This window comes from Streptomyces sp. SCA2-17 (genome assembly GCF_044336695.1).
On record NZ_CP117521.1, the window covers coordinates 6,711,727 to 6,737,425 of the forward strand.

The following is a 25,699-nucleotide window of genomic DNA, read 5'->3' on the forward strand; positions in this document are numbered from 1 at the left end:
TCAGGTCGCGCAGGTGCTCGACGCCCCATGATCATCCCCGCTGCTCTGATCGTGGGCGTTCGCCGTGCTGGAGCGGGGCACGCCGTAGGAACGGCGTCCGATCCGCCACCACACGGCGGCCATGACGAGGGCCGCCAGCAAGGCGGCGGGCGTGTAGTTGAAGGTCGTGGGAGTGACCGGGCTGGACTGCGGCAGCAGGAACAGCACTGATGCCCCGCCTGCCCAGAGCACTGCCACCCAGCCGATCGGCCGGCTCCAGCGGCCCAGGTGCCAGGGCCCGGGGGTGAAACGGTCCCGGTGGCGCAGTCGCAGCAGCACCGGGATGGCGTAGGCCGGGGTGAAGCCCACGACGGAAATCGCGGTCACCGCCGAGAACGCCGTGGCGGAATACAGGGACGGCAGGGCCAGCACGAAGGCGGCACCGACGGCGAGCCGGACAGCGTTGGCCGGCACGGCCGTACGGCGGTTGACCTTCTGCCAGCGCGCCGAGCCGGGCAGGGCACCGTCCCGGGCGAAGGCGTAGATCATGCGGCTGGCGGAGGCGGTGACGGTGTAGCCGCACAGGAACTGCGCAACGATGATCACCAGCATGAACGCCTTCGCCGTCGCCACGCCCAGAGCGTCCAGGAAGATCTGCGCCACCGGCACCCCGGTCTCGCTGCCCAGCGTCCCGGAGTAGTCCTGGACGGCGAACAGCAGGGCGACCAGCAGGATGCCGCCGGCGATCCAGGACACCGCCACCGAGCGGACGATGCCGCGCGCCGCGGCCACGGAGGCGCCACTGGTCTCCTCGCTCAAGTGGGCCGAGGTGTCGTAGCCGGCCAAGGCGAAGCACGGCAGCAGCATGCCCAGCAGGATCACGTACACGGGGCTCGGCCAGCCGGTGTTGTTGGTGAACTCGGAGAACACGAAGCCGGCCGGCTGGTGGTGCGAGGGGACGAGAGCCAGGGCGCCGATGATGACGACGGCCCCGGCCAGGTGCCACCACGCGCTCAGGGAGGCCAGGACGTTCATCAGCCGGGTGCCGAAGAGATTCATGACCGCGTGCAGCACGAGGATGACCGCGTAGAGGGCCAGCAGGGATCCCGGCGTCGGTTCGTAGCCGAACTGCAGGTTCGCCCAGGCGCCGGTGAACGTCGCGATGCCGTAGTCCTGGGCCGCGATCCCGCCGAGCAGCCCCAGAAGGTTGAGCCAGCCGGTGTACCAGCTCCACCGCTCACCGCCGAGCCGGCGGGCCATGTAGTACAGGCCGCCGCTGGTGGGATAGCGGGAGGTGATCTCGGCCAGCGCCGCGGCCAGGCACAGCACCAGCGGCCCCACGGCGAGCCACCCCCACACCACCACCGCGGGCCCGCCGCTGTTCAGGCCGTAGCCGAAAAGCAGCAGCGTCCCGGACATGATGGAGATGACCGACAGGGAAGCGGAGAAGTTACCGAAGGCGCCCATGCGCCGGTGCAGTTGCTGGGTGTAGCCAAGCTCTTCGAGTCTGCGCTCGTCGTCGTCCCGCTGCCATGGTGCATGTGCTGATGTACGCATTGAGATTCTCCGCATCCGCATCCGCATCGGTCCGCAGAGGCCGCCCCTCGGCCGCCGGGCAGGGCGCCCGGGGTCACACGTCAGCTCCCGGTCGCCGCCTCCAGCACGAAGACGGGGATCACCCGGTCGGTCTTCTCCTGGTATTCGGCGTACGGCGGATACGCGGCGACCGCGCGCTCCCACCACTCGGCCTTCTCGTCCCCCGTGATCTCGCGGGCCGTCATGTCCCGGCGTACGGGCCCGTCCTGGAGTTCCACGCGCGGGTCGGCCTTGAGGTTGAAGTACCAGACAGGGTGACTCGGGAAGCCGCCCTTCGAGGCCACGGCCGCGTACTGCCCCTCGTGCTCCACGCGCATCAGCGGGATCTTGCGGATCTTGCCGCTCTTCGCGCCGCGCATCGTGAGAATGACGACGGGCAGTCCCGTGTCCCAGAGCGTCGTCCCCCGCGTGCCGCCCGAGCTTTCGTACAACTCCACCTGTTCGCGCACCCACTGCGCCGGACCCGGCTCGTACTCGCCTTCAAGAGGCATGGCGTCCATCCTGTCGTCGCCTACGGATGATGTTGCAATTCCCCACAGACACCGCGCGGATTCATTGTCACCACACGGCCGGGCAAGAGCTCAAGGGAGCGTCATGGGGGGTCTTAAAAGGCTCTTAGGGCCTTTCTCCACGCTGTGGTCATGGCTACAGCACACGGCACTCTTTCGGTGGTCGTCGGGGCGGGCGGTACCGGCGGTCATATCTACCCGGGGCTCGCGGTCGCGGACGCGGTGCGCCGGGCCGTTCCGGACGCGGTCGTCAGTTTCATCGGGACCGAGCGGGGTCTGGAGACGCGGCTGATACCCGAGGCCGGGTACCGGCTCCATACCGTGGACATGATCCCTTTCGACCGCTCGCTCGGCTCGCGCCGCTTCCTGCTCCCCGCCGATCTGCTGCGCTCGGGTGCGCAGGCCCGGAGGGTGATCGAGGAGCAGGGCGCGCACGTCGTCGTCGGCATGGGCGGCTATCCCAGCGCTCCCGCCGTGCTGGGCGCGCGGCTGGCGGGGCGGCCCGCTCTCGTCCACGAGTCCAACGCGGTGCCCGGCCGTGCGAACCGCTTCGCGACCGCCCTCACCCCGCACGTGGCCCTCGCCTTCGACCGCACCCGCGATCACCTCTCGGCGCGGGCAGCAGCACGTGCCGAAACGGTGGGGATGCCGCTGGTGGGCGCGGTCGCCACCCTGGACCGGACAGCCCTGCGGGAGGAAGCGCGATCCTCCTTCCGCGTACCGGAAGACGTCCGGCTGGTGCTGTTCAACGGCGGCAGCCTGGGCGCGGCGCGGCTGACCGAGGCGGCGCTGCAGCTGGCCCTGCGCTGGCGTTCCCGGCCGGACGTCCACCTGGTGATCAAGACCGGGCCGAAGGCACTGGGGGAGGTGCGGGCCCGTCTGGCCGCCGGAGGCTGCGAGCAGGTCGCTACGGCGGTCGGCTATCTGGACCGGATGGATCTCGCCTACGCGGCCGCTGACCTGGTCGTGTGCCGGGCCGGCTCCTCGACGGTGGCGGAGCTGGCGAGCACGGGGATGCCGGCGGTGCTGGTCCCCTACCCGCACGCCCCGCACGACCACCAGACCCACAACGCGCGGGTCCTCTCGGACGCGGGAGCGGGCCTGCTGCTCCCCGATGCCGAGACCACCGGCGAGCGCCTTGCCGAGCTGATCGGCCCCCTCCTCTCCGATCCCCGGCGGCTGGCGGCCATGGGGGCGGCCGCCCATCCGGGCACGCATGCCGTCGCCGCTGACCTGATGGCGTCCTGGGCGCTCCGCCTCGCGGGGTTCGCCCCGGCTCCGGTGCGCGTCCCCGCCGGCCGGTAGGGGCCCGCCGGCATTTCCGTTCTACGAAAGGAACCTCTCATGACCGCAATCGTCGACGCCCAGAACTGGCAGGGCCGTAAGGTCCTGGTCACCGGTGCCGAGGGATTCATCGGGTCGACGCTGGTCGACCTGCTGGTGGAGCGCGGGGCGCAGGTGCGTGTGCTGGTGCACTACAAGCCGTACGCCGAGCGCGGTCACCTCGCCCGCTACTTCGGGCCCGGCTCTCCCGTGGAGGTCCTCGCCGGTGACGTGCGGGACGCGGGACGGGTCATGGACGCCGTCGCCGGGTGCGACACGGTCTTCCATCTGGCGGCGCTGATCGGCATCCCGTACAGCTACGCGTCCCCGGAGGCGTACGTTCAGACCAACGTGACCGGTACGGAGAACGTCGCCGCCGCCTGCCGCCGGCACGGCGTGCGCCGCATGCTGCACACCTCGACCAGCGAGGTGTACGGCACCGCCCTGACCGTCCCGATCAGCGAGGAGCACCCGCTGCAGCCGCAGTCGCCGTACTCCGCCTCGAAGATCGGCGCGGACATGCTCGCGCTGTCCTACGCGCACTCCTTCGAGCTGCCGGTCACCGTCGTACGGCCCTTCAACACCTACGGTCCCCGGCAGTCCGCGCGGGCTGTCATCCCCACGATCCTCGCGCAGCTGCACTCCGGCACCGACGAGATCCGGCTCGGGTCGACATCGCCCACCCGCGACTTCACCTACGTCACCGACACCGCCGAAGGCTTCCTGGCCCTCGCGGACTGCGACCGGGCTGTCGGGCACGCGGTGAACCTCGGCACCGGACGAGAGATCTCCATCGGCGACCTGGCCGCCTCGCTGATCCGTGCTTCCGGGCGGGACGCGAAGGTCGTCGTGGACGAGACGCGGCTGCGGCCCGCCGGCAGCGAGGTGGAGCGGCTGCTGTCGGACAACTCCCGGGCCCGGGAGTGGGCCGGCTGGCGCCCCCTGGTCGAGCTGGAGGAAGGGCTCGCCCGCACCTCGCAGTGGGTCCGGGACAACCTGCACCTCTTCGCCCCCGACCGCTACCAGGTATGAGCGGGAGCGGCAGCGGCACGGTGAGGCGCGCTGCTGCCGCCGGGACCGACCGGTCAGGAACTGCTCGATTTCACGGGCTCGGTGCTCACGGCGGTCACAGCCTCCTGGCCGGCCTGTGGCCGGCTTCGCAGTGCGAACAGGCACAGCAGGAGCAGTGACAGGGCCGGCAAAGCGATCGCCAGAGCGAGCATCGAGGCATCGGGGGACCCCGGGATGCCGGTCAGGGCGGTGTAACAGGCTCCCGATGCCATCTGGAGGAAGAAGAACAGCCCCGAAGCGGCACCGGCGTACTCGCCCTCGTACCGCATCATCCCGGCCTGGCAGGTGGGGAACAGCGCTCCTACGCCGAGCATGCACACCGCCATGGGCAGGACGATGCTCAGAGTGCTGTGCGGCCACAGGCGCACCGTGGCCGGCATCAGCAGGGCGGCGCCCGCCGCCACCGCGGCGGCGCTGCGCGCGACGAACTCCAGCGAGCGCGTCCTGCCCAGCCGTTTCGCCGTGCTGCTGCCGGCCACGTATCCCGTGATCACCAGCGTGTACAGCGCTCCGTAGAGGGTGGGGGAGGCGCCCAGTTGCAGCTGGAGCAGGTCGCTGGAGTAGGTGGTGAAGGTGAAGTACGTGCACCAGGCGAGGCTGATGGCACCGGCGAACACCGTGAAGTCGCGGTTGGCGAGGACCGTGCGGTACGCCCTGCCCAGCCCGGCGAGGCCTCCCGGCGGCCGCCCGGCACCGGCCGGGGCACCCGCGGCTCCGGCCGCCGTGCCGGTGTCCGCCGGCAGGAACTTGGCGACCGCGCCGACGGTGACCGCTCCGAGCACGGCCATGAAGGCGAACAGCGCACGCCAGGAGGTGTGTTCCACGACCAGGCCCGCCAGCGGCGGCGACGCGGCGGGCGTCACCGCGATCACGGTGGAGAGCGCGGTCAGCATGGGCAGCCGTTGCTCCTCGGGCAGCGCCCGCTGCACCCACAACCGGGAGATCACCGTGCCGGCACCGGCCCCGAGCGCCTGGAGCACCCGGCCCGCCACGAAGACCCCGTACACGGGAGCCAGCAGACAGAGCAGGGACGCGCACGTGAACAGGACGAGCCCGGCCAGCTGGACGCGCCGGGAGCCGTAGCGGTCCGCCAGGTTGCCGGTGAGGATCATGCACACCGCGTACGCGGCCATGTAGCCGACCAGCGAGCTGCTGGTGCCGCCCGCCCCGACCCCGAAGGACCTGCCGATGGCAGGCAGGGCGGGAACGTAGGCGGCGAGCGCCAGCTGAGGCACGAAGACCAGCGACATCAGGCAGACGGCCAGCCCACGCGGCAGCCCGGGCGCCTGCTTCACGCGACGGCCCCGACCAGGAGGCGGTCCGGTGCCGGCACGAGCTGCCCCGCCACCTTGGCCGCCTGCCGCGCCACCAGCTCCATGGAACTCACGTGGAAGTGCTCTCCCGAAGCCAGGTCGCCGAGCACGTAGAGCCGGGGGAACGCCGCTCCCGCGGATCCAAGCACCTGGTTGGTCTCCGGATCGACCCGGATGCCGCCCAGCGGGTGGGAGACGAAGGTGCCGTTGCGCACCAGCCGGGACGTCAGCGAGGAGGCGGACGCGGCGGCCGTGTTGTTCGTACGGCCCACCGCGTTGATGACCGCGTCGTAGTGTTCGGTGCGCCCGTCGGCGAAGGTCGCGGTGAAGCGGCCGTTCACAGCCTTCGTGACGTGGGAGATGCCCCTGGCGAAGGCGAGCCGGCCTTCCTCGTGGAGGCCGAGCAGCCGGTGCGCGTTGGTCACCGGCATCGGATTGCGCAGGCAGTTGTACGTCCGGTAATGGTCCCGCAGGAACACGCGCCGGCTCGCCTCCGGCAGGGACCGCCACAGCTGCGAGTAGAAGGGGGTGAGAGCACCGACGCAGCGCTGCATGAGGCCGCCGGGCAACGGGTTCTCCAGCCGGTGGCGCATCAGCTCGGGCGCGGACCAGGCATCGGTGTACGGGAGGAGTGCCTCGCGGATACTGGTTCCGCCCAGCTGGAGCGCGCTGTCGAGGAGTTCATGGATGCTGCGGAGGCTGACGCGGCCTTCGGCGAGTAACCTGCGTGCGCCTGCGAGGAGTTCCGGCAGCTCTCCGGTGCCGAGGTCGGTGCGTACGTCCGGGATCCTGCCGGACCGTGAGGCGAGGGTGATCCGGCGCTCGCGCCCGGCGTCCGCCAGGACGACGGCCACGTCGATCGCCGTCAGCCCGGCACCCAGCACCAGAACCTCCGCGCTGGGGTCGACCCGGCTCAGTGAGGTGACGAGGGGGTACGGCTGGGCGACGAACCCGGCGGTCCCGGTGAGCCCGTAGACGTCGGACGGCGCGATGGCGCCGATCGCGAGGACCACCTCGTCGGCGACGAAGCGATCCCCGTCGGCGGTGGTCAGGACGTGGCTCTCGTTCCCCCCGGCCGCCCCGGTCTCCACGGACAGGTCGACGACGGCCGACGGTACGAGCGTCACCTGCGCCCCGAGCAGCCGCAGGTCCTCCCGCGACTGGCGGAAGACGCTCTCCAGATACTGACCGAACAGCGAACGGGGCACGAAGTGCGAACGCGTCGTGTGCCGCGCTTCCGGGTCGCCGCCCTCGCCGCCCTCGCGGGCCGAGGGCTGCCGGTGGAGCCAGCGGCGGAACTGTCCCGGGTCTCCGTAGTCCACGGACATGGCGGAGTGGGGCCGGTTGAGCAAGGCGGTGTCGGCGTCCTCGGCATAGGCGACGCCGGGTCCGAAACTCTTCCCCGGTTCGAAGACGATGACATCTGCCGGCGCGCCGGCCACGTCGCCCGACAGCCGTCGGGCGTATGCGGCGAGGAACGCGGTGCAGGCGGCACCGCCTCCCACGACGGCGATGGTGCGTTTCTTCAACACGGCTACTCCGGTGTGTGGTGGACAAGGCCCGCGCTGCGGGCGGCCTCCGGCATTCGGCTCCACAGGAGTTCCGGCATGCGCATCGAGCCGATCCCTCAACTCGCCTGCTGGGAACCGGTGTCGCATCCGGGCGGGTAAGGCTTACCTCACCAGTTCGGGGCGAGGTTCCACAGTGATGGAGGCCATAATTCCCCCACCGGGTTTCCCCGGCCTCGGCTCCGGTGCCCTGCGGAGCGCGATCAGGCCGTCCACCAGGTGAAGGCCCGGCAAACGCCGGGGTCTTCACCTGCCGTCCCGCGCAAGGCCGCCCCGCCTACTCGGCCGCGCTGTCGGCGCGGTAGCCCCGCAGTAGTGCGCTCAGGATGCCGGTCAGCCGGGGGGCGACGTCGACGACGGCGTGGGCGAGATCCGGGTCCGACTCGTAAAGGCGGCGCAGTTCGGTCCCCGGGGCGGCCATCTGCCACAGGGCTCCTGCCATCGACGTGGCCGTGGCGACGACGTCGCCCGCCTGCGCCGGGCTCAGCCCGGCCACGCTGCCCAGTGCCTCGCTCACGGCTGTGAACTCGGCAAGGGCGATCAGCTTGAAGGACCGGACGCTCTCCAGTGAGACGTTGCGCTCCAGGGACATCGGCGTGTGGGCGAGCAGGTCGCAGAACAGGGGGCGCGTGACCAGCGACTCGGCCAGCAGGCCGGCGACCGCGTGCAGGCGGGGCTCCCGGTCCGCGCCGTCCGCGGCATGCGCGGAGTCCTCGCCGTCCGTGCCGGGCGAGAGGGCGGCGAGCTGCTCGCGTACCGCCTGCGACCACTCCACCCACCCGGCGCCGGCCAGGCGGAGGAAGATCTCTTCCCGGGTCTCGAAGTAGCGAAGCATGGCCGACTTGTGCATGCCGACCGCTGCCGCGATGTCGGTCAAGGTCACCGATCGGATGCCGTTCGCCGTGGCCAGGCGGGTGGCCGCGGCGAGGATCGCGGCTTCACGGGCGCGCTTGGCCTCGGGGCTCCGGGCTCGTGTGGGCTGACTGCGGCTGGCCATGCGGACATCCTAACGCAACGAGGTTGCACTATTAACGCAACCGTGTTTTGCTAACTGCATGGCAACCCAGACGTGGTTCATCACCGGTTCCTCCCGCGGCTTCGGCCGCTCCCTCGCGGTCGCCGCCCTGGAAGCGGGCGACCAGGTCGCCGCCACTGCCCGCAGGCCGGAGCAGCTCGCCGACCTGGTCGAGCGGTTCGGCGGCAAGGTCCTCCCGGTCGCGCTCGACGTGACCGACGCCGGAGCGGTCACGGCCGCGCTCGACGCCGCCCGTGACCGCTTCGGCCGCGTCGACGTGGTCGTCAACAACGCCGGCTACGCGAACGTCGCCCCGGTCGAGACGGCTCCTGAAGACGACTTCCGCCGCCAGTTCGAGACGAACTTCTGGGGCGTGTACAACGTTTCCAAGGCCGCCATACCCCTGCTGAAGGCCCAGGGCGGCGGCATCGTCGTCCAGTTCTCCTCCATCGGCGGCCGGGTGGGCGGCAGCGCCGGCCTGGGCTCCTACCAGGCCGCCAAGTTCGCCATCGACGGCCTGACCCGCGTGCTCGCCACGGAGACCGCGCCGTTCGGCATCCGCTATCTGGTCGTCGAGCCCAGCGGCTTCGCGACCGACTGGGCCGGAGCCTCCATGGAGGTCCAGGACGTCCCGCCGGAGTACCGGGCGACCGTCGGCGCCTTCAACGACCGGGCACGCGGTAGCCGTACCGCCGGCGACCCGGACCGCGCCGCCGGCATCCTCGTGCGCACGGTCAAGCGCGACCATCTCCCCACCCACCTGCCTCTGGGCGAGAATGCGGCCCGGATGGCTCTCGCCTACTCGCGGGAGCAGATCGCCGAGGCCGAAGCCTGGCAGGCCGTTTCCGTCTCCGCCGACTTCGGTGCGCAATACCCCGTCGAGCTTCCTGCGGACACCGAGTAAACCGGCCGCATCGGACAGCGGAAATCTTCGTCCACCTCACGGCACAACCGCCGCGGCCACTGCTTGCCATCAGCATGGGGAGCCCGTTCCGCGTGCTGTCTTGAACTGGGATTTCAACTCCCCGTCCAGGCCGGAACCATGTACGCCGACGCCGACTGCACGGGCGACGTCCTTTCGAAGTCGGCCAACGACTTCCACACCTGCGGTCCCGGGCACCGCGCTTGAGCTTCCGGGCAGTCTGACAGCGAACACCACTGACGGCTCCGCAGGAGAAGTTGACGAGAGACGTTTTACGGGCTCAAGAGCGCCGGCCGGCCGGATCTGATGCATGGCCGGATCCCGTCCTGCGGGTCAGGTTGGCCGGATTTAAAACCGTGGTGTTGCAGGGGAGTTAACACGGCGACATGATCACTGCTCGTATCATCCTGATCACTCATCCAGGAGCCGAGAAGTGATACGCAGAACCGCTCTCTGCGCCCTCACCACCCCCACCGCCGCCGTGGCTGCGGACACGGCGGCGGTGGCGACCGCTGTCACCGCTGTCATGATCAACGCGGACGACGGCAACCCCTTCCGCCGGAGGGAACTGGACGGTCTGCGGGTCGGCTTCCGGCTCGACCACTCCAGCTAGGTCCGCCCGGCCGGCACGGCTTCGTGCGCTCCCACCTGCGCGCCGAGGTCCGCTACGGCGACTCCGGCCACTCGGACCGGTCCCGTGTCGTCGCCTCACGACGACCTTGATCCAGCGAACCACACCGGCCCCACCCGGCGGGCGACCGCGTCGTGCCCGGCTGCCCCGCGGCCACCACGGTCATGACCGGCGACGCCCGCCGCGCCGGCACCACCACCTCCCACATGTCCTCGTTCCACGAGACGTCACCAACAAGGGAGTTGATGATTTCCATGTACAAACGTCAGAGATTTCTCACCTTCGCCGCTGTGGGCGCGGTCATCTGCACCGCTGGATTCGCTCCGTCAGTCAGCCGGGCCGCCAGTGGCGGCGATGGGGAAGCGAAGGGGTCCTACGCCGAAACGCACGGCCTGACGGCGGAAGACATCAAGAACATCAACGCACTCAACGAAAGCGCTCTGACCCTGGGGCAGCCCGGCAAGCCCCCGGCGGAACTACCGCCGGGCGCCGGCAGCTTCTCCCGGGCCCCCGTCTTCGTCGACGACAGGGAAACCCCTCCCGCCGAGCCTCTCGACAGGATGCCTGACGCGTACCGGGCCTACGGAGGCAGGGCCACCACGGTCGTCAACAACTACATACGCAAGTGGCAGCAGGAATACAGCCACCGCGACGGCAAGAAGCAGCAAATGACCGAAGAGCAGCGGGAAAAGCTGTCCTACGGTTGCGTCGGCGTCACCTGGGCCAATACGGGCCCCTACCCGGCGAACAAGCTGGCGTTCGCGTACTTCGACGAGAACAAGTACAAGAACGACCTCAAGAACATCAGCCCAAGGCCCGATGAAACGCGGGCGGAGTTCGAGGGCCGCATCGCCAAGGAAAGCTTCGACGAGGAGAAGGGCTTCAAGCGGGCGCGTGAGGTGGCGTCCCTCATGAACAAGGCCCTGGAGAACGCCCACGACGAGGGGACGTACATCGGCAACCTCAAGACGGAGCTCACGAACAAAGGCGACGCCCTGCTCCACGAGGACCCCCGCTCGAACCTCTACTCGGCGCTGAGGAACACGCCGTCCTTCACGGAGCGGGACGGAGGCAACTACGACCCGTCCAAGATGAAGGCGGTGATCTACTCGAAGCACTTCTGGAGCGGGCAGGACCAGCGGGGATCCTCTGACAAGAGGAAGTACGGCGACCCGGAAGCCTTCCGCCCCGGCCAGGGCACCGGCCTGGTCGACATGTCGAGGGACAGAAGCATCCCGCGCAGTCCCACCGGCCCCGGTGAAAGCTGGGTCAATTTCGACTACGGCTGGTTCGGGGCTCAAACGGAAGCGGACGCCGACCAGACCATATGGACCCACGGCGACCACTACCACGCGCCCAACAGCGGCCTGGGCCCCATGCACGTGTACGAGAGCAAGTTCCGTAACTGGTCCGCCGGGTACGCGGACTTCGACCGCGGAGCTTACATGATCACGTTCATACCCAAGAGCTGGAACACCGCCCCCGCCAAGGTAAAGCAAGGCTGGCCGTGACAGACCGGCAGTACGGCCTCTGCTGACTCCTGCCCGGCCGGTCCACGCCTCCCGTACGCCTGTTCACGTCAGGTCCGGCCAGTGCGCCGTACGGGGCTTGGTGAAATAGTCCGAGTCCCTGGGGCGGTTCGCGTCGCGGCCGGCGGGCCGGGGAGCCGGTTCCAGGTGGGGTATGTGCTTGGAACAGTGGATGTAGGCCTCCTCGACGGTGAGGTGGACCCACATCTCCGGACCGCGCCCGGGCGCGACGTCAGTGGGCAGGCCCGGATGGAGGCGGCGCAGGTCGCTGTCGCTGTAGAGGTGGGCCACGCCGTTGACGTGAAGTCCCACGTGGTGGTGGGTGAAGTCCACGAAGAGCATGCCGAGGTGAGGATTCTCGATCATGTTGCCGGCGCTGGCCATCACGCCGTTCCCGCGGAATTCGGGGTAGGCGAGTGTGCGGGCGTCCAGCACGTGGACGAATCCCGGTGGCCCGGCCCGGAGACTGGCGTCGCACTCCCCCCGGGAGTCGGCCGTGGACAGGAAGACCATGGTCTGCCTGCCGACGAAGTCCCGCATCTCGGGGGTGAGATGGCGCCGCACCTGCTGGTCGTAGAACCGGTCGGCGCGGTCGGCGGTGCCGAAGTGCTGCTGCAGCCGGCGTTCACCCGCTGATCCGAATGGCGGCGGCAAGGTCACGAGGTGTTTCTCCAGGCGGGGGCGGAAGGCGGCGCGGAATCAGGGAGCGGACAGCAGGGGAGTCTCGAACGGGTCGTGATGGATGCGGTCGGGCCGGGTACCGCTGAGCACGAGCGTCTCCTTGGCGGAGACGACCATCTGGGCCGGGCCGCTGAGGAAGACATCGTGCTCGTACCACGGCCCGTACTCGGCCAGCACTTCCGGCAGCGTTCCGCGGATCCCGGGGACGTACTCGTCGGAGACCGCTCCTCTGATGGTCAGCCAGTGGTACCGCTGAGCCATCCGCAGCATGTCGTCGACGCCGTACAGCTCCGCCCCCGTCCGGGCGCCGAGGAACAGGTGCACCTGTCTGCGTCCCCCTCGGCGGGCGACCTCTTCGATGAGGGCGCGGACGGGGGCGAGACCGGTGCCGCCGGCCACCAGGAGCAGGTCCTCGTGGTCGGCCGCGTCCAGGACCATGTCGCCCATCGGCGGCCCGAGCCTGATGACGTCCTCCACCGCCGCTCGGTGCACCAGTGCCTGGCTGACCGAGCCGCCGGCCACGGCGCGCACGTGAAAGGTGAGGGTGCCGTCGTCACGAGGTGCGTTGGCGACGGAATAGTAACGCCACTGCTTCGGCCACCACGGTGTCTCGATGCTCACGTACTGGCCCGCGGCGTACTCGTAGGGCATGTGGGGACGTACGGTGATTTCGGCGATGCCGTGGCCGCGCGCGACGCGGTGGACCACTGTGGCGGGCCACACGGCCGGCCGTACCGCTTCGTCCTCCTCGGCCGCGCTGATCATGACTTGGGCGACAGTGCCGTACGCCTTCGTCCACGCGGCGGCGATGTCCGGAGTCCACGCGGAGCCGGCGTACCGGGCCAGAGAGGCGAGGAGGCATTCGCCCACGGCCGGGAAGTGCGCGGGGAGCGTGCCGAACTTGCGGTGATCGCGACCGAGGTGTCCGCAGAAGCGCACGAGGTTCTGGGGATCGTCGACCAGGTCCACGACGCGCAGCAGCGCGCGCAGGAGGCGATCGCGCTGAGTGTCCATCCCCGGCGGGAACATGGAACGGACTTCGGGGTAGCGAGCGAAGAGGATGGCGTAGAAGTAGACCGTGATCTCCCCTGCGAGGGGTTCGACCACCGACAGGGACGTCCTGATGAGGCCTATCTCGTAGTCCGACAGAGGCGCTTCTGGTGCATCCTGGGCACCTTGTGTATCTACGGTCTCCGGCTCTCCGGTGTGTAGGCCCGCCTGAACGGACGCCGGATACCGAGGGTCCAGGTATGCCGAGGCCGGATACTCAGGGGCCGGGTACGGGGGTCCCTCCCGCTCGGGCGGAGCCGAGGGGTCGGGGGAGGGTCTGCTGCTCGGACGGCCGATCCGGAATCTCAAGGGGACTGCGCTCCGCCCTTCGCCGTGCAATCTGAATGCCACTGGGAGCCGAAGGGGATCAACACGAGACCTCAGGGGATGCCGGGGCGATGAAGCGGACTAGCCGCTTCCGGATGTCACCAGATCCTCAGCGAGGAGAGCCGGGCAAGGAAGAGGGGGTTCTGCCAGAACTCGGAGCGAGAACTTGTGGAATCACCTTCACCGACCGTGACCGTTATGCTGATTTAGGTCACTCTTAGTGGGAATCACCCCCGTTCCCCGCCGGAGCCCGCCGAGGCCGCGGGGAGGGCTCGGCCGCGCCGGGCGGGGGTCCCTTCCCGGTCAGCCGGCGGCGGCACCGAACCACTTGGGCAAGTGGGCGAGCAGGTCCTCCTGGTGTTCGCCGGCCCACGCCACGTGCCCGTCCGGCCGCAGCAGCACCGCGGGCACGTCCAGCTCCTCGCTGACGTCGGCGACGTGGTCGACCCGGTCCGCCCAGCCCTCCACCGAGAGCCGGCCGGTCTGGTCGAGCAGCAGCCCGCGGCCCCCGTGCATCAGCTCGTAGAGGCGACCGCGTTTGAGCTCCACGTCCCGCATCCGCCGGCCGAGCAGCTCGTGCCCCTCACCGAAGTCGTAACGGACCCCGATCGCGATGATCTTCTCGATCAGGTACCGGTTCACCTCCTCGAAGTCCATCAGCTCCGACACCAGCCGGCGCACCGCTTGGGAACCCGGCTCGGTGGACATCAGCTCCGTCTGCGCGCGGGTGTTGTCCAGCACGTCGGCGGCCACCGCGTGCCGTTCGGTGTGGTAACTGTCCAGCAGCCCCTCCGGCGCCCAGCCGTTGACCTCGGCGGCCAGCTTCCAGCCGAGGTTGAACGCGTCCTGCACACCGAGGTTCAGGCCCTGACCACCGGTCGGCGGGTGGACGTGTGCCGCGTCGCCGGCCAGCAGCACCCGGCCGGCCCGGTAGCACTCGGCCTGCCGGGTCGCGTCGCCGAACCGGGACAGCCAGCGCGGCGAGTGCACGCCGAAGTCCGTTCCGGCGGTGACCCGCAGCTGCTTCTTGAACTCCTCCAGAGTCGGCGGGACCGTGCGGTCCTCGGCCACCCCGTCGGCGGGCACGACGACGCGGTACACCCCGCCCCCGAACGACCCGGCACCGAACCGCTTCTGCGTCTTGCGGACCTCGGCCATCACGGCGGCCAGCTCCTCCGGAGGCACGCCCACCTCCATTTCCCCCAGCAGCGTCTCGACCCTGGTGGGCTCGCCGGGGAAGCCGATGCCGGTCAGCTTGCGCACCGTGCTGCGGCCGCCGTCGCAGCCGACGACGTAGCGCGAGCGCAGCTGCTCGCCGCCGGCCAGCTCGACCGTCACCCCCTGTTCGTCCTGGCTCAGCCCGGTCACGGCGCAGCCGCGCCGTATCCCCGCACCGAGTTGGAGGGCGCGCTCGTTGAGCAGCCGCTCGGTGACCGGCTGCGGGATGCCGAGGACGTACGGGTGCGCGGTGTCCAGCCGGTCGGGCCACGGCTTGTCGATGGCGGCGAAGAACCCGCCGACCGCGTACTGCTTGCCGTGCGCCAGGAACCGGTCCAGCAGACCGCGCTGGGCCATCACCTCGACGCTGCGCGCGTGCAGACCGAGCGCACGGACGTGCCCGGTCGGCTCGGTCAGCTGCTCCAGCACGACCACGTGCACACCGTGCAGCCGCAGCTCGCAGGCCAGCATCAGTCCGGTCGGTCCGCCGCCGGCAACGATGACGTCGATCATCACAATCCCTATTTCCGCAGGTCCGGGCTTGGGGCCCGGGCTTAGGACGGTGATTCTGCGGCACGACGGGGGCCTTGCCGCAAGACCCCCCGTGCGCTATAAGTTAAGAGTGGCAAGGAGTGGGAATCCTCCTTGCCTTTACTTTTTGCCATTGTCGTCAGCGTTGTCGTCAGCATTGCCGTCACCCGCCGAGCCGGGACACGTACTTGTCGCCGAGCTGTCGGACCACCTGCCGGACCCGCCGCGGTAATCGAATACCGGGAGTGGATGGTCGCGTCCCGATGCGGATAAGGCCGAGCGGCGGCGGCTCCCAGGGTTTCGGTGCATGCGGGGCTCAAGAGGCGTACAGGAGGCGGATATGAACACCTTTGGTGGTGGGCGGACGGCCGTGATCGTGGGCGCGGGCGTCGCCGGTCTGACGGCGGCATCGGCCCTGGCCCGTAAGGGGTGGCGCGTCGAGATGGCCGAGGCGGGGCTGCCGGAGAAGACGGCGTCCGGATGGGGGCTGTGCCTGACGGGGCCGTCGCTGCGCGCGCTGGACGAGCTGGGCCTTGCGGATACGTGTCTGGCCGAGGGCCACGGGATGAGCGTGATCACGCATGTGGACGTGAACGGCGGGACCGCGGGCCGGGTGCCGTTACCGCGCCTGCTCGGCGCGGAGCGGCCCGCGATGGCCGGCATGGCGCGTCCCGTACTCCACCGGATCCTGTACGAGGCGGCCGAGCGGAGTGGTGTCGTGGTGCACCACGGGATGACGCTCGTGGCGGTTGACCAGGAGCAGGCGGAGGAGCTGGTCCGTGTGCGGTTCTCGGACGGGACGATCCGGCGGGTCGCGCTGGTGGTGGGCGCGGACGGGATCCGCTCGTCGGTCCGTGGCCTGCTGGGACTCGAGACCTCGGTCGACTACCACGGGCAGATGGTGTGGCGGGCTCTGGTGCCGCGTCCGGCGTGGGTGACGGGTGTCCACCATTTCGCCGGCAAGGTCAACACGGCCGGCATCGTTCCCCTTTCGGGCCGTCAGGCGTATGTGTTCCTGACGGAGAACGGAGTGAAGGCGGGTCCCCTGCCCGATGCCGAGCTCGCCCCGCGCCTGCGACAACTGCTGGCGGTCTTCCCGGGGCACGTGGCGGAGATCAGCTCTCTCGTGTCCGTGCAGGAGGCGGTGGTACGCCGTCCGGTGCAGACGGCGGTGCTGGAAAGCGCCTGGAACCGCGGGAACGCCGTCGTCATCGGTGATGCCGCGCATGCGCCGGCACCGCAGATGGCCAGCGGCGCGGCCTTGGCCATCGAGGACGGGATCGTGCTGGCCGAGGAGCTTGAGCGTCACCAGTCGGTCGGTGCGGGGCTCGCGTCGTTCGTCAGCCGGCGCGCACCGCGCTGCCGGACGCTCGTCCGGACCTCAGTGGAGATCGCCGAGCTGGAGCAGGCACAGCGTCACGACGAGGCGTACCCACTGGTCGACGCCTGCCACCGCCGGATGGCCGAGCCCGCGTAACCATCCGACGTGGCGGCGCTTCGGCGGTCCGCCGGCCGCACGAGGCGGTGTGGTGGCTGGTTCTGGTGGGCGGGGGCGAGGGGGCGTGCAACTTCTTCGGGGCGTGGAGTGTCTGTGGGGGCGGTGAGACGCTCGTCTCGCGCGTACCGATCAACCCGCGCGTATCGATCAACCGGCAACATCCGACTTGAGATTTCCCTGGAGGACACAGTGAGGCGTGCTGTATGTGCTCGTGTGGGGGGAGCCGCGCTGGTCGCCGCCATGACCGTCACCGCACTGGTGGCGGGCACCGGGGCGTCTGTCGCCGCTCCGGCCGGCGCCGCCGCGTATCAGCAGGAGTGCGGCACGGGATACAGGCAGGTCAACCAGATCCCGATCCCGGGCCGCGGGGCGGTCTTCCTGGCCTACAACGCCGCTACCGGCAAGAACTGCGTGGTCACCAAGCGGAACAGCTCGACCGGCTCGCCGGTGTGGGTGGGCTCCTGGCTCCAGCGCGACAAGGACCTGAAGTCGAAGCAGGAGCAGTACGGCTTCTTCACCTCGTATTCGGGGCCGGTCTACCTGGACGCCAGGAGCAAGTGCGTCGATTGGGGCGGCGAGATCGACGGGTATGTCGTGGCCCGGTACAAGACAAATTGCGGCACCCTGGCCTGAGGTTCGGCCGAGGCGAGCGCGGCGGGACCCGGTCCCGCCGCGCTCCCTCCGGTGCACACTGGCGCTCATTGCTCGGCGGCGCAGGATTCGTCTGTTCCGTCGGGCAGCCCGTAGACGGGACGCCTGATCTCTATGCTGGCGACATGATCAACTTGCCTCTTTCGGCGCTTGAAGTCGCCATGGTCCAGACGGGCACCCGAGCCGCGGACACCCTCCGTGACACGGCAGCCTTCGCGCAGGCGATGGAGCGGCTGGGCTACCACCGGCTCTGGTACGCCGAGCACCACCACTCGCCCGCGATCGGCGCGTTTCCGCCGGTCGTCCTGACCGCACATGCTGCGGCTCTGACCTCATCCATCCGTCTCGGTTCGGGCGGAGTGCTGGCACCCAACCATGCCCCCCTCACGATGGCGGAGCAGTTCGGAACGCTGGCCGCCTTGCACGAGAACCGCATCGACCTGGGGATGGGCCGGGGCCCCGGCACCTTCGACGAGGCCACGGCACGGGCGCTGCGCCGGGGAGCCGGGCCGGCGACGGACGAGGAGTACCGGGGCGACATCGCCGCGACCTTGTCCTTCCTCGTCGACGAGGTCGCACTCGGCCCGCTGCCGGAGCCGTGGTTGCTGGCATCCAGCACCGCGGGTGCCGCTCTGGCCGCTGAGCTGGGCCTGCCGATAGCCGTCGCGCACCACATCCGGCCGCAGAACACCCTCGCGGTCCTGGAACGTTACCGGGCGGCGTTCAGGCCGTCCCGTTGGTGCGAGGAACCCCGGGTGCTGGTGTGCGTCGAGGCCGTGTGTGCTGAGACGGAAGCAGAGGCCGCACGGCGGCTCGGTCCGATGGAAGTCGTCAAAGCCGGGCTTCTCAAGGGCCGGAGTGAGATTCCGTTCCCCACGCCGGAAGACGCGGCCGCCTACCCCTTCACGCCGGAAGAACGGCAGTCACTGGACGACTTCCACGCACACCAAGCCGTCGGGACGCCCGGGACCGTCGTACACCGGCTCGCGCAGCTGGCCGGTGAGACCGGAGCAGACGAACTCATGCTGACGTCACCCGTCTACGACCTCCACGACCGCATCCGTTCGTACGAACTCATCAAGCAGTACATCGAGACCACGGCCGCGCCGTAGGGGGGCGGCGGCCGGGAACGACGCCGGCGTCCGCACGCGGTGCAGGCGCAGTCTCCGTACGCGTGTACGTAGGATCTCGGCGTGACAGAGATCGACTACGGATGTTTCCACGAGTGGCTGGAAGAAGCACGGAGCGCGGCCGCCGGCGGCGGTGCGGACGGTGGCGCCGCGCGCTGGGGCCTGCAGCGGCGCTTCCAGCAGGAGTGGGGGTACGAACCGGTCGGCGGTCCGGGACCGGAGGGTGAGGAAGCTGACGCCCACATCGAGACCGATGCTCCGGTCGACGATGCATCCCGTGACGTCGACGGTTCGCTCGCCATACCCGCCGCACTGGACGAGTGGTGGGCCCTGCCGTTCAACTCCTTCGCCGACCGGGCGGAACTGTACGAGACCAATGCGGCCTGGCCTCCCACTGTCCGCCCGGACCCCACCGGCTATGGCGTCTCGGGCGCCTTGCCCCGGGTGAACCCCTTCACCGGGCCGGAGGAGGACCTGCGCGTATGCGTGTTCATGGCGGAGAACCAGTACTGCAACGAGTGGGGCTATCCCGCGGCACGCAGCGGTCTTGCCGATCCGCCGGTCCTCGTCTCAGCGCGGGATGACGACGGGCGAGAGGCGTGGCTGTTGCAGAGCCGCACCGTCTCGGAGTTCTTCCTGCACCTGGCCGTTACCCGGCTGCCCGCCCACTACGGATGGACCGTCGAGGAGGGCGAGGTGAGCCCTCAGGTCGTGGCCGCGCTGCGGGAGAACCTGCGCCCGATGGGCCTGCTGCCGTGGCGCGAACTGGGCGCCCGTACCGAGTTCTGGGGCGGGCCGGATGTGATCGTCGCCCACAACACCGGTTACGGCGACTGCGAGCTCGTCGCGTACGGGCGCAGTGAGCAGGCGCTGGAGCGGCTCGCCGAGCGGCTGGGGGCGGACTGGTCGGAGTGGATCTGCGCACCGGAAAGCCACGACGAGGAGGACTGAGGCCGGAGCGTTCCAAGCGGGCGTTCCAGGCGGCCTCCTTCCCTCCTGGTCAGCACCCGCTGTCGCGTTCCAGCGTCCCGAAGTGTGCGGTTTTTCGTGGTGGACGGGATGGATGATCCCTCAAGCTCGGATGGTCCAAGCGCGACATCCACCGGCACTGACGGACATGAAGGAGTGCTTTTCTTGACCACCCACCTCAAACATCGCGCCGGCCCGCGGACGGTACTGGCACTCATGGCGGCACTGGGCGGGATCATCGGTGCCACCGCGCTCAGTCCGACCCCGGCGGCGGCAGCCGATCAGCGTCACGCGATCTACGCCATCGCGCACCGGGTCGACACCGTGGACGGCGTGGACGCCGCGCTCAACCACGGCGCCAACGGCATCGAGATCGACGTCTGTGCCTGGTGGAACCCGAACGAATGGCGTGCCTACCACGACTGTTCCTCGGCCGGTGACAACCGGCGCGGCCCCAGCTTCGACAGCATGATCGACCGGATCGTCTCCAATGCCAAAGCCGGGCGCCGGCTTAGCTTGGTCTGGCTGGACATCAAGGATCCGAACTACTGCGGTGAAGCGCAGAACCGCGGGTGCAGCGTCGCCGGGCTGCGCGACAAGGCGCAGAGGCTGACGGCCGCCGGGATCCAGGTGCTCTACGGCTTCTACGAGTACCACGGCGGCAGCACCCCGGACGTCGGCGGCAGGGGCTGGAAGAGCCTGGAAGGCAAGCTCGGCGGTCTGGAGGGCATCACGACGACCGGGACCCGCGATCAGGTCCTCGGTGCCTTCAACCGGTCCGGTTCCGGGTTCCCGGCCGGCCGCCGGGTGATGGACTACGGTGACACCAATATCCCCAACGGGTTCGGCAACTGCACGGAAGCCGGCCGCAACACGTGCGCGGAGCTCAAGAAGGGCGCCGGGGACCGTGCCGCTGGACGGCTCGCGGCCACGCTGTCCTGGACGACCACCTACAACGATCCCTGGTACGTCGACAAGCTGCTGGGCGACGCGCGGGTGGACGGCATCATCGCGGGCTACGGCAACTTCACCGGCGAGCACGAGTACGACAACGGCTGGCAGTGCGCCAACGCCATCAACCTCGTCCGCGACTGGGTGAACCGCCACAGCGGCACCCACCGCATGGCCACCAGCGGTGACCGCCTGTTCAGGTAGCGGACAGCCTCGCGCCGCGTCCGTAAGTCGGTAGAACGGCCCCGCCCTTACGGCGAGGGCCGTTCGAATCCGGGACGTGCGCGGCTCTCTCCCTACCCTGACCCGCCGTCGGGGGAGACCTTTAGGGGACTAGGCGCGCCGTGATCATTCTTGATCATGATCACGCGGGTAGGCGGCGCTTCCTAGGGTGAGGGCATCAACCCACCACGGAAGGAACCCGGCCATGCGCCGTCCGGCAGTCGCAGTCTCAGCCCTGTTCGCCGCAGCCGCCCTCGTCTCCGCGGCGGTCCCGGCCGTCGCCGCGCCCGCCGGTGAGCGCGGGACGGACCCGGAGACCGCCCGCCGGGCCGCCGCACCGGCCGCCAAGGGCAAGGACAAGGGCGAGGCGCTGCAACGGGCCTTGGACGGCATCGTGGCCGAGGGCGTCCCCTCCACCTCACCGATACCACCATCCCCACCTCCTCGCGCCTGCCGGGCCGCCACCACCTGAACGGTTACGAACAGCTGCCCGGGGAAACCACGCCGGCCGACTTCACGGACTTCAGCCCCACGGCGTTCTGGGGCCCCGGCAACATCGTCTCCACCACCGCCGACCTGAACCGCTTCTACCGCGCCCTCGCCGACGGCAAGCTGCTGCCGTCCCACCTGTGGCAGGAGATGCGGACGTACCGGGACACGGATCGCGGCGCCGAGCGGAAGTACGGCCTGGGCCTGGAGAGCCGGTCCGCCTACTGCCCCGGTGAGCAGCCCGTATGGGGCCACACCGGCAGCGTTCCCGGCTACAGCACCTTCAGCTTCACCTCGGCCGACGGGAAGCGGCAGGTCACCCTCGCCGTCAACACCAGCCTCACCATGCCGGAGAAGGCCGGCGATGCCGCGCTGAAGGTGTTCACCACGGCCTTGTGCGCACAGTAGGCAGCAGCGGCCGGCCGCGCAGCTGATCAGGCTTCCGGGTCTACTTTTCGGCCTTGCGCGGGGTGACGATGGGGAAACGGGGGTCGGGGAACACGAGGTAGCCGAAGACGGTGTCCACGGCCGCCTGGTCGTCGACCTGGATCGTGCCCGCGGTGACCTGCTCGTTGAAGTTCTGTGTGAAGCGGTGTCCGGCCAGGGCCAGGTTGTCGAGGGCCTCGCGCGTGAGGGTGATGGTGGCGGTGGGCTTGCCCGCCAGCGCGTCCGGGCCCTCGACGTAGATCAGGACGCCGTTGCGCAGGGTGACGGTGCACTCCTGGCGGGGGTCGCTGAGCACCCAGCGCAGGACGATGGGGGAGGTCTGCTCCTCCGCCGCCTTGGGCCCGTCGATGCTCTTCGCCATGGCCTGGAAGAACAGGTCCAGGGTCATGCTCCGCACCAGGTCGGCGGCGCCGTGGTCGGAGGCCTTCTGCGGGCCGTTCACGACCTCCTCGGCACCCGTGAGGTAGAAGTTGCGCCAGGTGCCGTTCTCGGAGCCGTAGCCGAGCTGGGTGAACGTCTCCTGCTGGAGCCGCTTGGCCGTCTTCAGCGTGTCCTCGGAGATGGAGAACTCATGGTCGCCGGAGGCGAAAATGACGTGGTTGAGCAGCTCGGCGGCCCACCGGTACTGCGGCGGGTCGGCCGACAGCGCTTCCTGCGCCTTGCTGATGACGGCTTCCGGGCTGCCGATGGCGTTGACGTACTGCACTCCCGCCTCGACAGGCGGGAGCGTCCACAGGTGGGCGGGGTTGCCGTCGAACCAGCCGATGTACCGCTGGTAGACGGCCTTGAGGTTGTGGCTGAGGGAGCCGTAGTAGCCCTGGTCGTACCAGTGCCCGGCCAGCCCGGGCGGCAGCTGCTGGAGCTTCTCGGCGATCTCGATGCCCGTGTAGCCCGCGTCGATCAGCCGCAGTGTCTGGTCGTTGAGGAAGGCGTACATGTCCCGCTGGTTCGACAGGAACTCGATGATCGAGTCCTTGCCCCACCGCGGCCAGTGGTGCGAGGCGAACTCGACGTCGGTGTACTCGCCGAAGGTCTGGATGGCCTCGGTGAGGTACTTCGACCACGCGTGCGGGTCACGCACCTGGGCGCCGCGCAGGCTGAGCAGGTTGTGCATGGTGTGGGTGGCGTTCTCCGCCATGCACACGGCCTTGAGCTCGGGGAAGTAGAAGTTCATCTCCGCCGGCGCCTCGGTGCCGGGCGTCAGCTGGAAGACGATGCGCACGCCGTCGATGGGTTGGGCGTAGAGGCCGGGCCGCCACGGGATCACGTCCTGCGAGGACCACTCGTGCTCGCGGGTGGGCTGGATGGCGGAGCCGCCGACGTAATGGCGCGGCGGGATCAGCGTCACCTCACCGGTGGAGATCGTCAAGCCCAGACCCGCGCCGACCTGCCCGCGCGGACCCTTGTCGAGCTTGGCGGCGTACATGAACTCCGCCCGGCGCGCCATGGCCGGACCCGCAAGGACGTTCTCGCTGATCGCGTGCTCCAGGAAACCGATCGGGGCGTAGACCGGAAGATCCGCCGGGACCACGTCACCCTTCTCGTGGAACAGGCCGCGGGAGCCACCGAAGTGGTCGACGTGGCTGTGGGTGTAGATGATCGCGCTGATGGGCCGCTGGTCTTCGGTGGTGTCCCGGTAGAGCTTGAGGGCGTACCGCGCCGTCTCGTAGGAGGCGAGCGGGTCGATGACGATCAGGCCGGTGTCGCCGGTCACGATGGTCATGTTCGACAGGTCGTAGCCGCGCACCTGGTAGATGGCGCGCCTGCCGTTGCTCGTGACCTGGAACAGACCGGCTAAGGCCGTCAGCGTTCCCTGTCGCCACAGGCTCGGGCTGACGACTCCGGAGTCGGGGACCTCACCCTCCCGCAGGAAGTCGTAGTCCGCGAAGCCCCAGGCCACTTCCTGGCCGTTCTTGGCCGGGATGAACGGCAGGTCGGGCGGCGGCACGGCCAGCAGGCCGCGGTTGGCGTCGGTGAAGTCGTCGGACGGCGGTATGGAATTGACCTGCCGGTTGCGGTCCTTGATGAACGCCGAAGGCTCGACGGGCTCTGTGGGCTCGTTGGTGCCGGCCATGCGCTGTCTCCTTTGTCTCTTGGCGAGAGTGCGGGAATCCGCCGGGGAGGAGGGGTGTTTGTTGCGCGCGTGACATTCTGCCGATGCAAGATCAACGCTAAGCAGGCCCACCAGGCTTCACAAGAAACGGAATTCCGCCATTCGCCCCCCTGGATCGGGTCACCACCGGAGTGACCGGCGTGCCGAAGACCGCGGCGGCGATCCCGCGCCCGAAGCTGTGCAGCACGGCCATCGACGACGGAGAGGGGGCCGTTCCGGCGGCCTTGGTGAGCTGGAACGTCATCAGGCCCATGGTGCCCGCGCCGTAGATGAGGTAGTGGCTGGAGGCCACCGCGTACGGGCGAACCCGCAGGCGCGTCACCGGGTGCGGGACTCGACCGGATACGGCACGTACGTACGCCGGTCGGCGTCGACGGCCAGCCGTCCGCCGGCCGGTGGGCGGGCCCGCTGCACGCAGTCGCGGCGCTCGCAGATCCGGCAGCCCAGGCCGATGGGCGTCGCGGCCCGGGGATCGTCCAGGGCGATCCCCCCGGCGTAGACGAGCCGGTGCGCGTGCCGCAGCTCGCAGCCGAGCGCGACGGCGAACTCGGCCCGCGGGGCGTGGTGCCCGAAGCCGCCCCGGGTGATGGTGCGGGCGATCCAGAAGTACCTCTTCCCGTCCGGCATCTCGGCCACCTGGGTGAGTATCCGCCCCGGCGCGGAGAAGGCCTCGTACACCGTCCACAGCGGACAGGTGCCGCCCAGCCGGGAGAAGTGGAAGTCGGTCGCGGACTGCCGTTTGGAGATGTTGCCGGCGCGGTCGACCCGCAGGAAGGAGAACGGCACGCCCCGCCGTCCGGTGCGTTGCAGCGTGCTCAGGCGGTGGCAGGCCGTCTCGAAGCCGACGCCGTAGCGCGCCGACAGCAGCTCGATGTCGTAGCGCACTTCTTCGGCGGTGGAGTGGAAGGCGGTGTACGGCATGAGCAGGGCGCCCGCGAAGTAGTTCGCCAGGCCGATACGGGCCAGCGCCACCGACTCCGGTGAGGTCAGCTCCGTGGTGCCGGCGGCGAGTCGGCCCAGCAGCGGGCCGTGCTCCAGCAGGGCCAGCTGGGTGGCGAGCTGGAAGGCGCGCCGGCCGTCGCTGAGCCAGGGGGAGAGGAACAGCAGCCCGGTGTCCGGGTCGTAGCGCCGCGCGTCGGCGGACCGGCCGGGATCAGCCTGCACGACCCGGACCCCGTGGCGCTCGGCGAGCCGTGCGGTGAGCGGGTCGGCGGACCGGCCCGGGCGCAGGTCCAGGGCCGCCGCGATGCGCTCGGCCTCGGTGTCCAGGGGTTCGAAGTGGTTGTGGTGGGCGTAGAAGAAGTCCCTTACCTCGTCGTGCGGTTCGCCCCGCGGCAGCAATGCCCCTGGGGTGTTCCCGGGGTCCGGTGCGGCGAGGGCGGCGGCCTGTTCGGCGGTGTCGCGGTAGCGGCGGTGCAGGGCGACCAGGGCGCGGGCCACTTCCGGGTGGTCGCGGGCGGCCTCCGCTACCTCCTCGGGAGCGGGCAGCTCGACCCCGCACGCCTCGTCGGCGAGGGCGTCCCGCAGGTCCGCGGCGAGCCGGTCCTCCTCGGCCTCGGAGAAGAACTCGGCGTCGACGCCGAAGACCTCAGCGATGCGGAGCAGCACGGGAGCCGTCAGCGGGCGCCGGCTCTGTTCGATCTGGTTGGCATAGCTGGTCGAGATGCCGAGGGCGCGGGCCATGTCGACCTGGTTCATGCCGTGCTCGCGCCGCAGCCGGCGCAGCTTGGCGTGGGCGTAGACCTTGCGGTCGGCCGGTCGACGGCTCATCGCGCACCCCCTGGTCCGGCCCCGTCCGGTCTCGTCCGATCCGCTCACCTGCTTGGCGGGTGCTTGCGAACATAGCATCCGCATCATTCGCAAGATCCGCAGATTCGCAACGTGGAGGTGTACGGATTCCGCACGTTGGAGCCCTGGTCCGGCGTGCGTCCGCAGGGCAGTGTCGATCACACAAGCCCTCAGCGGA

23 protein-coding genes are annotated in these 25,699 nt (G+C 69.8%); 13 read left to right on the forward strand and 10 right to left on the reverse strand.

Annotated elements, in window-relative coordinates:
* Both PS271_RS29860 and PS271_RS29865 read right to left on the reverse strand, forming a co-directional pair.
* Positions 1 to 1,536 (reverse strand): amino acid permease, encoded by a 1,536-nt coding sequence (locus tag PS271_RS29860; RefSeq protein WP_398386192.1) that lies wholly within the window; start codon positions 1,534 to 1,536, stop codon positions 1 to 3.
* Positions 1,537 to 1,616: 80 nt separating this feature from the next.
* Positions 1,617 to 2,066 (reverse strand): nitroreductase family deazaflavin-dependent oxidoreductase, encoded by a 450-nt coding sequence (locus PS271_RS29865; RefSeq protein WP_398386194.1) that lies wholly within the window; start codon positions 2,064 to 2,066, stop codon positions 1,617 to 1,619.
* Between the two features lie 150 nt (positions 2,067 to 2,216).
* Between PS271_RS29865 and PS271_RS29870 the strand changes: the two genes are divergently transcribed.
* The gene (locus PS271_RS29870; RefSeq protein WP_398386195.1) at positions 2,217 to 3,389 is read left to right on the forward strand and encodes a UDP-N-acetylglucosamine--N-acetylmuramyl-(pentapeptide) pyrophosphoryl-undecaprenol N-acetylglucosamine transferase; all 1,173 of its coding nucleotides are present in this window, start codon (positions 2,217 to 2,219) and stop codon (positions 3,387 to 3,389) included.
* A 39-nt stretch (positions 3,390 to 3,428) separates the two neighbouring features.
* Complete coding sequence (locus PS271_RS29875; protein WP_398386196.1) at positions 3,429 to 4,439, forward strand: SDR family NAD(P)-dependent oxidoreductase; 1,011 nt, start codon at positions 3,429 to 3,431, stop codon at positions 4,437 to 4,439.
* 53 nt (positions 4,440 to 4,492) lie between these two features.
* Here PS271_RS29875 and PS271_RS29880 read toward each other — a convergent pair whose 3' ends face one another.
* The 3 genes from PS271_RS29880 to PS271_RS29890 form a co-directional block, all read right to left on the reverse strand.
* Positions 4,493 to 5,773: an MFS transporter gene (locus PS271_RS29880; protein WP_398386198.1), complete on the reverse strand. Its 1,281-nt coding sequence runs from the start codon at positions 5,771 to 5,773 to the stop codon at positions 4,493 to 4,495.
* Positions 5,770 to 7,323, reverse strand: coding sequence for an FAD/NAD(P)-binding protein (locus tag PS271_RS29885; RefSeq protein WP_398386200.1), 1,554 nt, complete (start codon positions 7,321 to 7,323; stop codon positions 5,770 to 5,772). Before PS271_RS29885 ends, PS271_RS29880 begins: the two co-directional genes overlap by 4 nt.
* A 313-nt stretch (positions 7,324 to 7,636) precedes the next feature.
* Positions 7,637 to 8,356: a TetR/AcrR family transcriptional regulator gene (locus tag PS271_RS29890; protein ID WP_398386202.1), complete on the reverse strand. Its 720-nt coding sequence runs from the start codon at positions 8,354 to 8,356 to the stop codon at positions 7,637 to 7,639.
* Positions 8,357 to 8,414: 58 nt separating this feature from the next.
* On the opposite strand from PS271_RS29890, the gene PS271_RS29895 reads away from it, so the two are divergent.
* The 3 genes from PS271_RS29895 to PS271_RS29905 all read left to right on the forward strand — a co-directional run bounded on the left by PS271_RS29895 (position 8,415) and on the right by PS271_RS29905 (position 11,438).
* Positions 8,415 to 9,278 (forward strand): SDR family NAD(P)-dependent oxidoreductase, encoded by an 864-nt coding sequence (locus PS271_RS29895; RefSeq protein ID WP_398386204.1) that lies wholly within the window; start codon positions 8,415 to 8,417, stop codon positions 9,276 to 9,278.
* Between the two features lie 451 nt (positions 9,279 to 9,729).
* Entirely contained in the window at positions 9,730 to 9,909 is a 180-nt protein-coding gene (locus PS271_RS29900) for a hypothetical protein (RefSeq protein ID WP_398386206.1), read from the forward strand.
* 182 nt (positions 9,910 to 10,091) lie between these two features.
* Positions 10,092 to 11,438 (forward strand): protein-glutamine gamma-glutamyltransferase, encoded by a 1,347-nt coding sequence (locus PS271_RS29905; RefSeq protein WP_398386207.1) that lies wholly within the window; start codon positions 10,092 to 10,094, stop codon positions 11,436 to 11,438.
* Positions 11,439 to 11,501: 63 nt separating this feature from the next.
* Here the strand turns inward: PS271_RS29905 and PS271_RS29910 are convergent, their stop codons facing one another.
* The 3 genes from PS271_RS29910 to rox form a co-directional block, all read right to left on the reverse strand.
* The gene (locus PS271_RS29910; protein WP_398386209.1) at positions 11,502 to 12,116 is read right to left on the reverse strand and encodes a pyridoxamine 5'-phosphate oxidase family protein; all 615 of its coding nucleotides are present in this window, start codon (positions 12,114 to 12,116) and stop codon (positions 11,502 to 11,504) included.
* 39 nt (positions 12,117 to 12,155) lie between these two features.
* Positions 12,156 to 13,244: a globin domain-containing protein gene (locus tag PS271_RS29915; RefSeq protein ID WP_398386211.1), complete on the reverse strand. Its 1,089-nt coding sequence runs from the start codon at positions 13,242 to 13,244 to the stop codon at positions 12,156 to 12,158.
* A gap of 573 nt (positions 13,245 to 13,817) precedes the next feature.
* Positions 13,818 to 15,245, reverse strand: a complete 1,428-nt coding sequence (rox, locus tag PS271_RS29920) for a rifampin monooxygenase (RefSeq protein ID WP_398386212.1) — start codon at positions 15,243 to 15,245, stop codon at positions 13,818 to 13,820.
* 388 nt (positions 15,246 to 15,633) lie between these two features.
* Between rox and PS271_RS29925 the strand changes: the two genes are divergently transcribed.
* From PS271_RS29925 to PS271_RS29955, 7 genes are all read left to right on the forward strand, one after another.
* Positions 15,634 to 16,740: an FAD-dependent monooxygenase gene (locus PS271_RS29925; protein WP_398386214.1), complete on the forward strand. Its 1,107-nt coding sequence runs from the start codon at positions 15,634 to 15,636 to the stop codon at positions 16,738 to 16,740.
* A 261-nt stretch (positions 16,741 to 17,001) separates the two neighbouring features.
* A complete protein-coding gene (locus PS271_RS29930; RefSeq protein WP_398386216.1) occupies positions 17,002 to 17,394 on the forward strand; it encodes a spore-associated protein A in 393 nt (130 codons plus the stop codon).
* A gap of 143 nt (positions 17,395 to 17,537) precedes the next feature.
* Positions 17,538 to 18,524 (forward strand): LLM class flavin-dependent oxidoreductase, encoded by a 987-nt coding sequence (locus PS271_RS29935; protein ID WP_398386217.1) that lies wholly within the window; start codon positions 17,538 to 17,540, stop codon positions 18,522 to 18,524.
* Positions 18,525 to 18,605: 81 nt separating this feature from the next.
* On the forward strand, positions 18,606 to 19,493 hold the full coding sequence (locus tag PS271_RS29940; protein WP_398386218.1) for a hypothetical protein: 888 nt from the start codon (positions 18,606 to 18,608) through the stop codon (positions 19,491 to 19,493).
* 174 nt (positions 19,494 to 19,667) lie between these two features.
* Entirely contained in the window at positions 19,668 to 20,666 is a 999-nt protein-coding gene (locus PS271_RS29945) for a glycerophosphodiester phosphodiesterase family protein (protein ID WP_398387120.1), read from the forward strand.
* Positions 20,667 to 20,889: 223 nt separating this feature from the next.
* The gene (locus tag PS271_RS29950; RefSeq protein ID WP_398386220.1) at positions 20,890 to 21,156 is read left to right on the forward strand and encodes a hypothetical protein; all 267 of its coding nucleotides are present in this window, start codon (positions 20,890 to 20,892) and stop codon (positions 21,154 to 21,156) included.
* Positions 21,135 to 21,581 (forward strand): serine hydrolase, encoded by a 447-nt coding sequence (locus tag PS271_RS29955; protein WP_398387121.1) that lies wholly within the window; start codon positions 21,135 to 21,137, stop codon positions 21,579 to 21,581. The genes PS271_RS29950 and PS271_RS29955 overlap by 22 nt, the downstream gene beginning before the upstream one ends.
* Before the next feature lie 40 nt (positions 21,582 to 21,621).
* Here PS271_RS29955 and PS271_RS29960 read toward each other — a convergent pair whose 3' ends face one another.
* The gene (locus tag PS271_RS29960; RefSeq protein ID WP_398386222.1) at positions 21,622 to 23,694 is read right to left on the reverse strand and encodes an alkyl/aryl-sulfatase; all 2,073 of its coding nucleotides are present in this window, start codon (positions 23,692 to 23,694) and stop codon (positions 21,622 to 21,624) included.
* Positions 23,695 to 23,873: 179 nt separating this feature from the next.
* Between PS271_RS29960 and PS271_RS29965 the strand changes: the two genes are divergently transcribed.
* A complete protein-coding gene (locus PS271_RS29965) occupies positions 23,874 to 24,002 on the forward strand; it encodes a hypothetical protein (protein WP_398386223.1) in 129 nt (42 codons plus the stop codon).
* A 49-nt stretch (positions 24,003 to 24,051) separates the two neighbouring features.
* Here PS271_RS29965 and PS271_RS29970 read toward each other — a convergent pair whose 3' ends face one another.
* Positions 24,052 to 25,503 carry a short-chain fatty acyl-CoA regulator family protein gene (locus tag PS271_RS29970; protein WP_398386225.1) on the reverse strand — a complete coding sequence of 484 codons (1,452 nt, stop codon included), beginning with the start codon at positions 25,501 to 25,503 and terminating at the stop codon, positions 24,052 to 24,054.
* Positions 25,504 to 25,699 lie beyond the last annotated feature (196 nt).

What these genes read in the sequence shown, in the direction of transcription:
- PS271_RS29860 (WP_398386192.1), bottom strand. Translation starts at nt 1,536, where the DNA reads ATGCGTACATCAGCACATGCACCATGGCAGCGGGACGACGACGAGCGC.
- PS271_RS29865 (WP_398386194.1), bottom strand. Translation starts at nt 2,066, where the DNA reads ATGCCTCTTGAAGGCGAGTACGAGCCGGGTCCGGCGCAGTGGGTGCGC.
- PS271_RS29870 (WP_398386195.1), top strand. Translation starts at nt 2,217, where the DNA reads ATGGCTACAGCACACGGCACTCTTTCGGTGGTCGTCGGGGCGGGCGGT.
- PS271_RS29875 (WP_398386196.1), top strand. Translation starts at nt 3,429, where the DNA reads ATGACCGCAATCGTCGACGCCCAGAACTGGCAGGGCCGTAAGGTCCTG.
- PS271_RS29890 (WP_398386202.1), bottom strand. Translation starts at nt 8,356, where the DNA reads ATGGCCAGCCGCAGTCAGCCCACACGAGCCCGGAGCCCCGAGGCCAAG.
- PS271_RS29895 (WP_398386204.1), top strand. Translation starts at nt 8,415, where the DNA reads ATGGCAACCCAGACGTGGTTCATCACCGGTTCCTCCCGCGGCTTCGGC.
- PS271_RS29905 (WP_398386207.1), top strand. Translation starts at nt 10,092, where the DNA reads ATGACCGGCGACGCCCGCCGCGCCGGCACCACCACCTCCCACATGTCC.
- rox (WP_398386212.1), bottom strand. Translation starts at nt 15,245, where the DNA reads ATGATCGACGTCATCGTTGCCGGCGGCGGACCGACCGGACTGATGCTG.
- PS271_RS29930 (WP_398386216.1), top strand. Translation starts at nt 17,002, where the DNA reads ATGACCGTCACCGCACTGGTGGCGGGCACCGGGGCGTCTGTCGCCGCT.
- PS271_RS29935 (WP_398386217.1), top strand. Translation starts at nt 17,538, where the DNA reads ATGATCAACTTGCCTCTTTCGGCGCTTGAAGTCGCCATGGTCCAGACG.
- PS271_RS29950 (WP_398386220.1), top strand. Translation starts at nt 20,890, where the DNA reads ATGCGCCGTCCGGCAGTCGCAGTCTCAGCCCTGTTCGCCGCAGCCGCC.
- PS271_RS29960 (WP_398386222.1), bottom strand. Translation starts at nt 23,694, where the DNA reads ATGGCCGGCACCAACGAGCCCACAGAGCCCGTCGAGCCTTCGGCGTTC.
- PS271_RS29970 (WP_398386225.1), bottom strand. Translation starts at nt 25,503, where the DNA reads ATGAGCCGTCGACCGGCCGACCGCAAGGTCTACGCCCACGCCAAGCTG.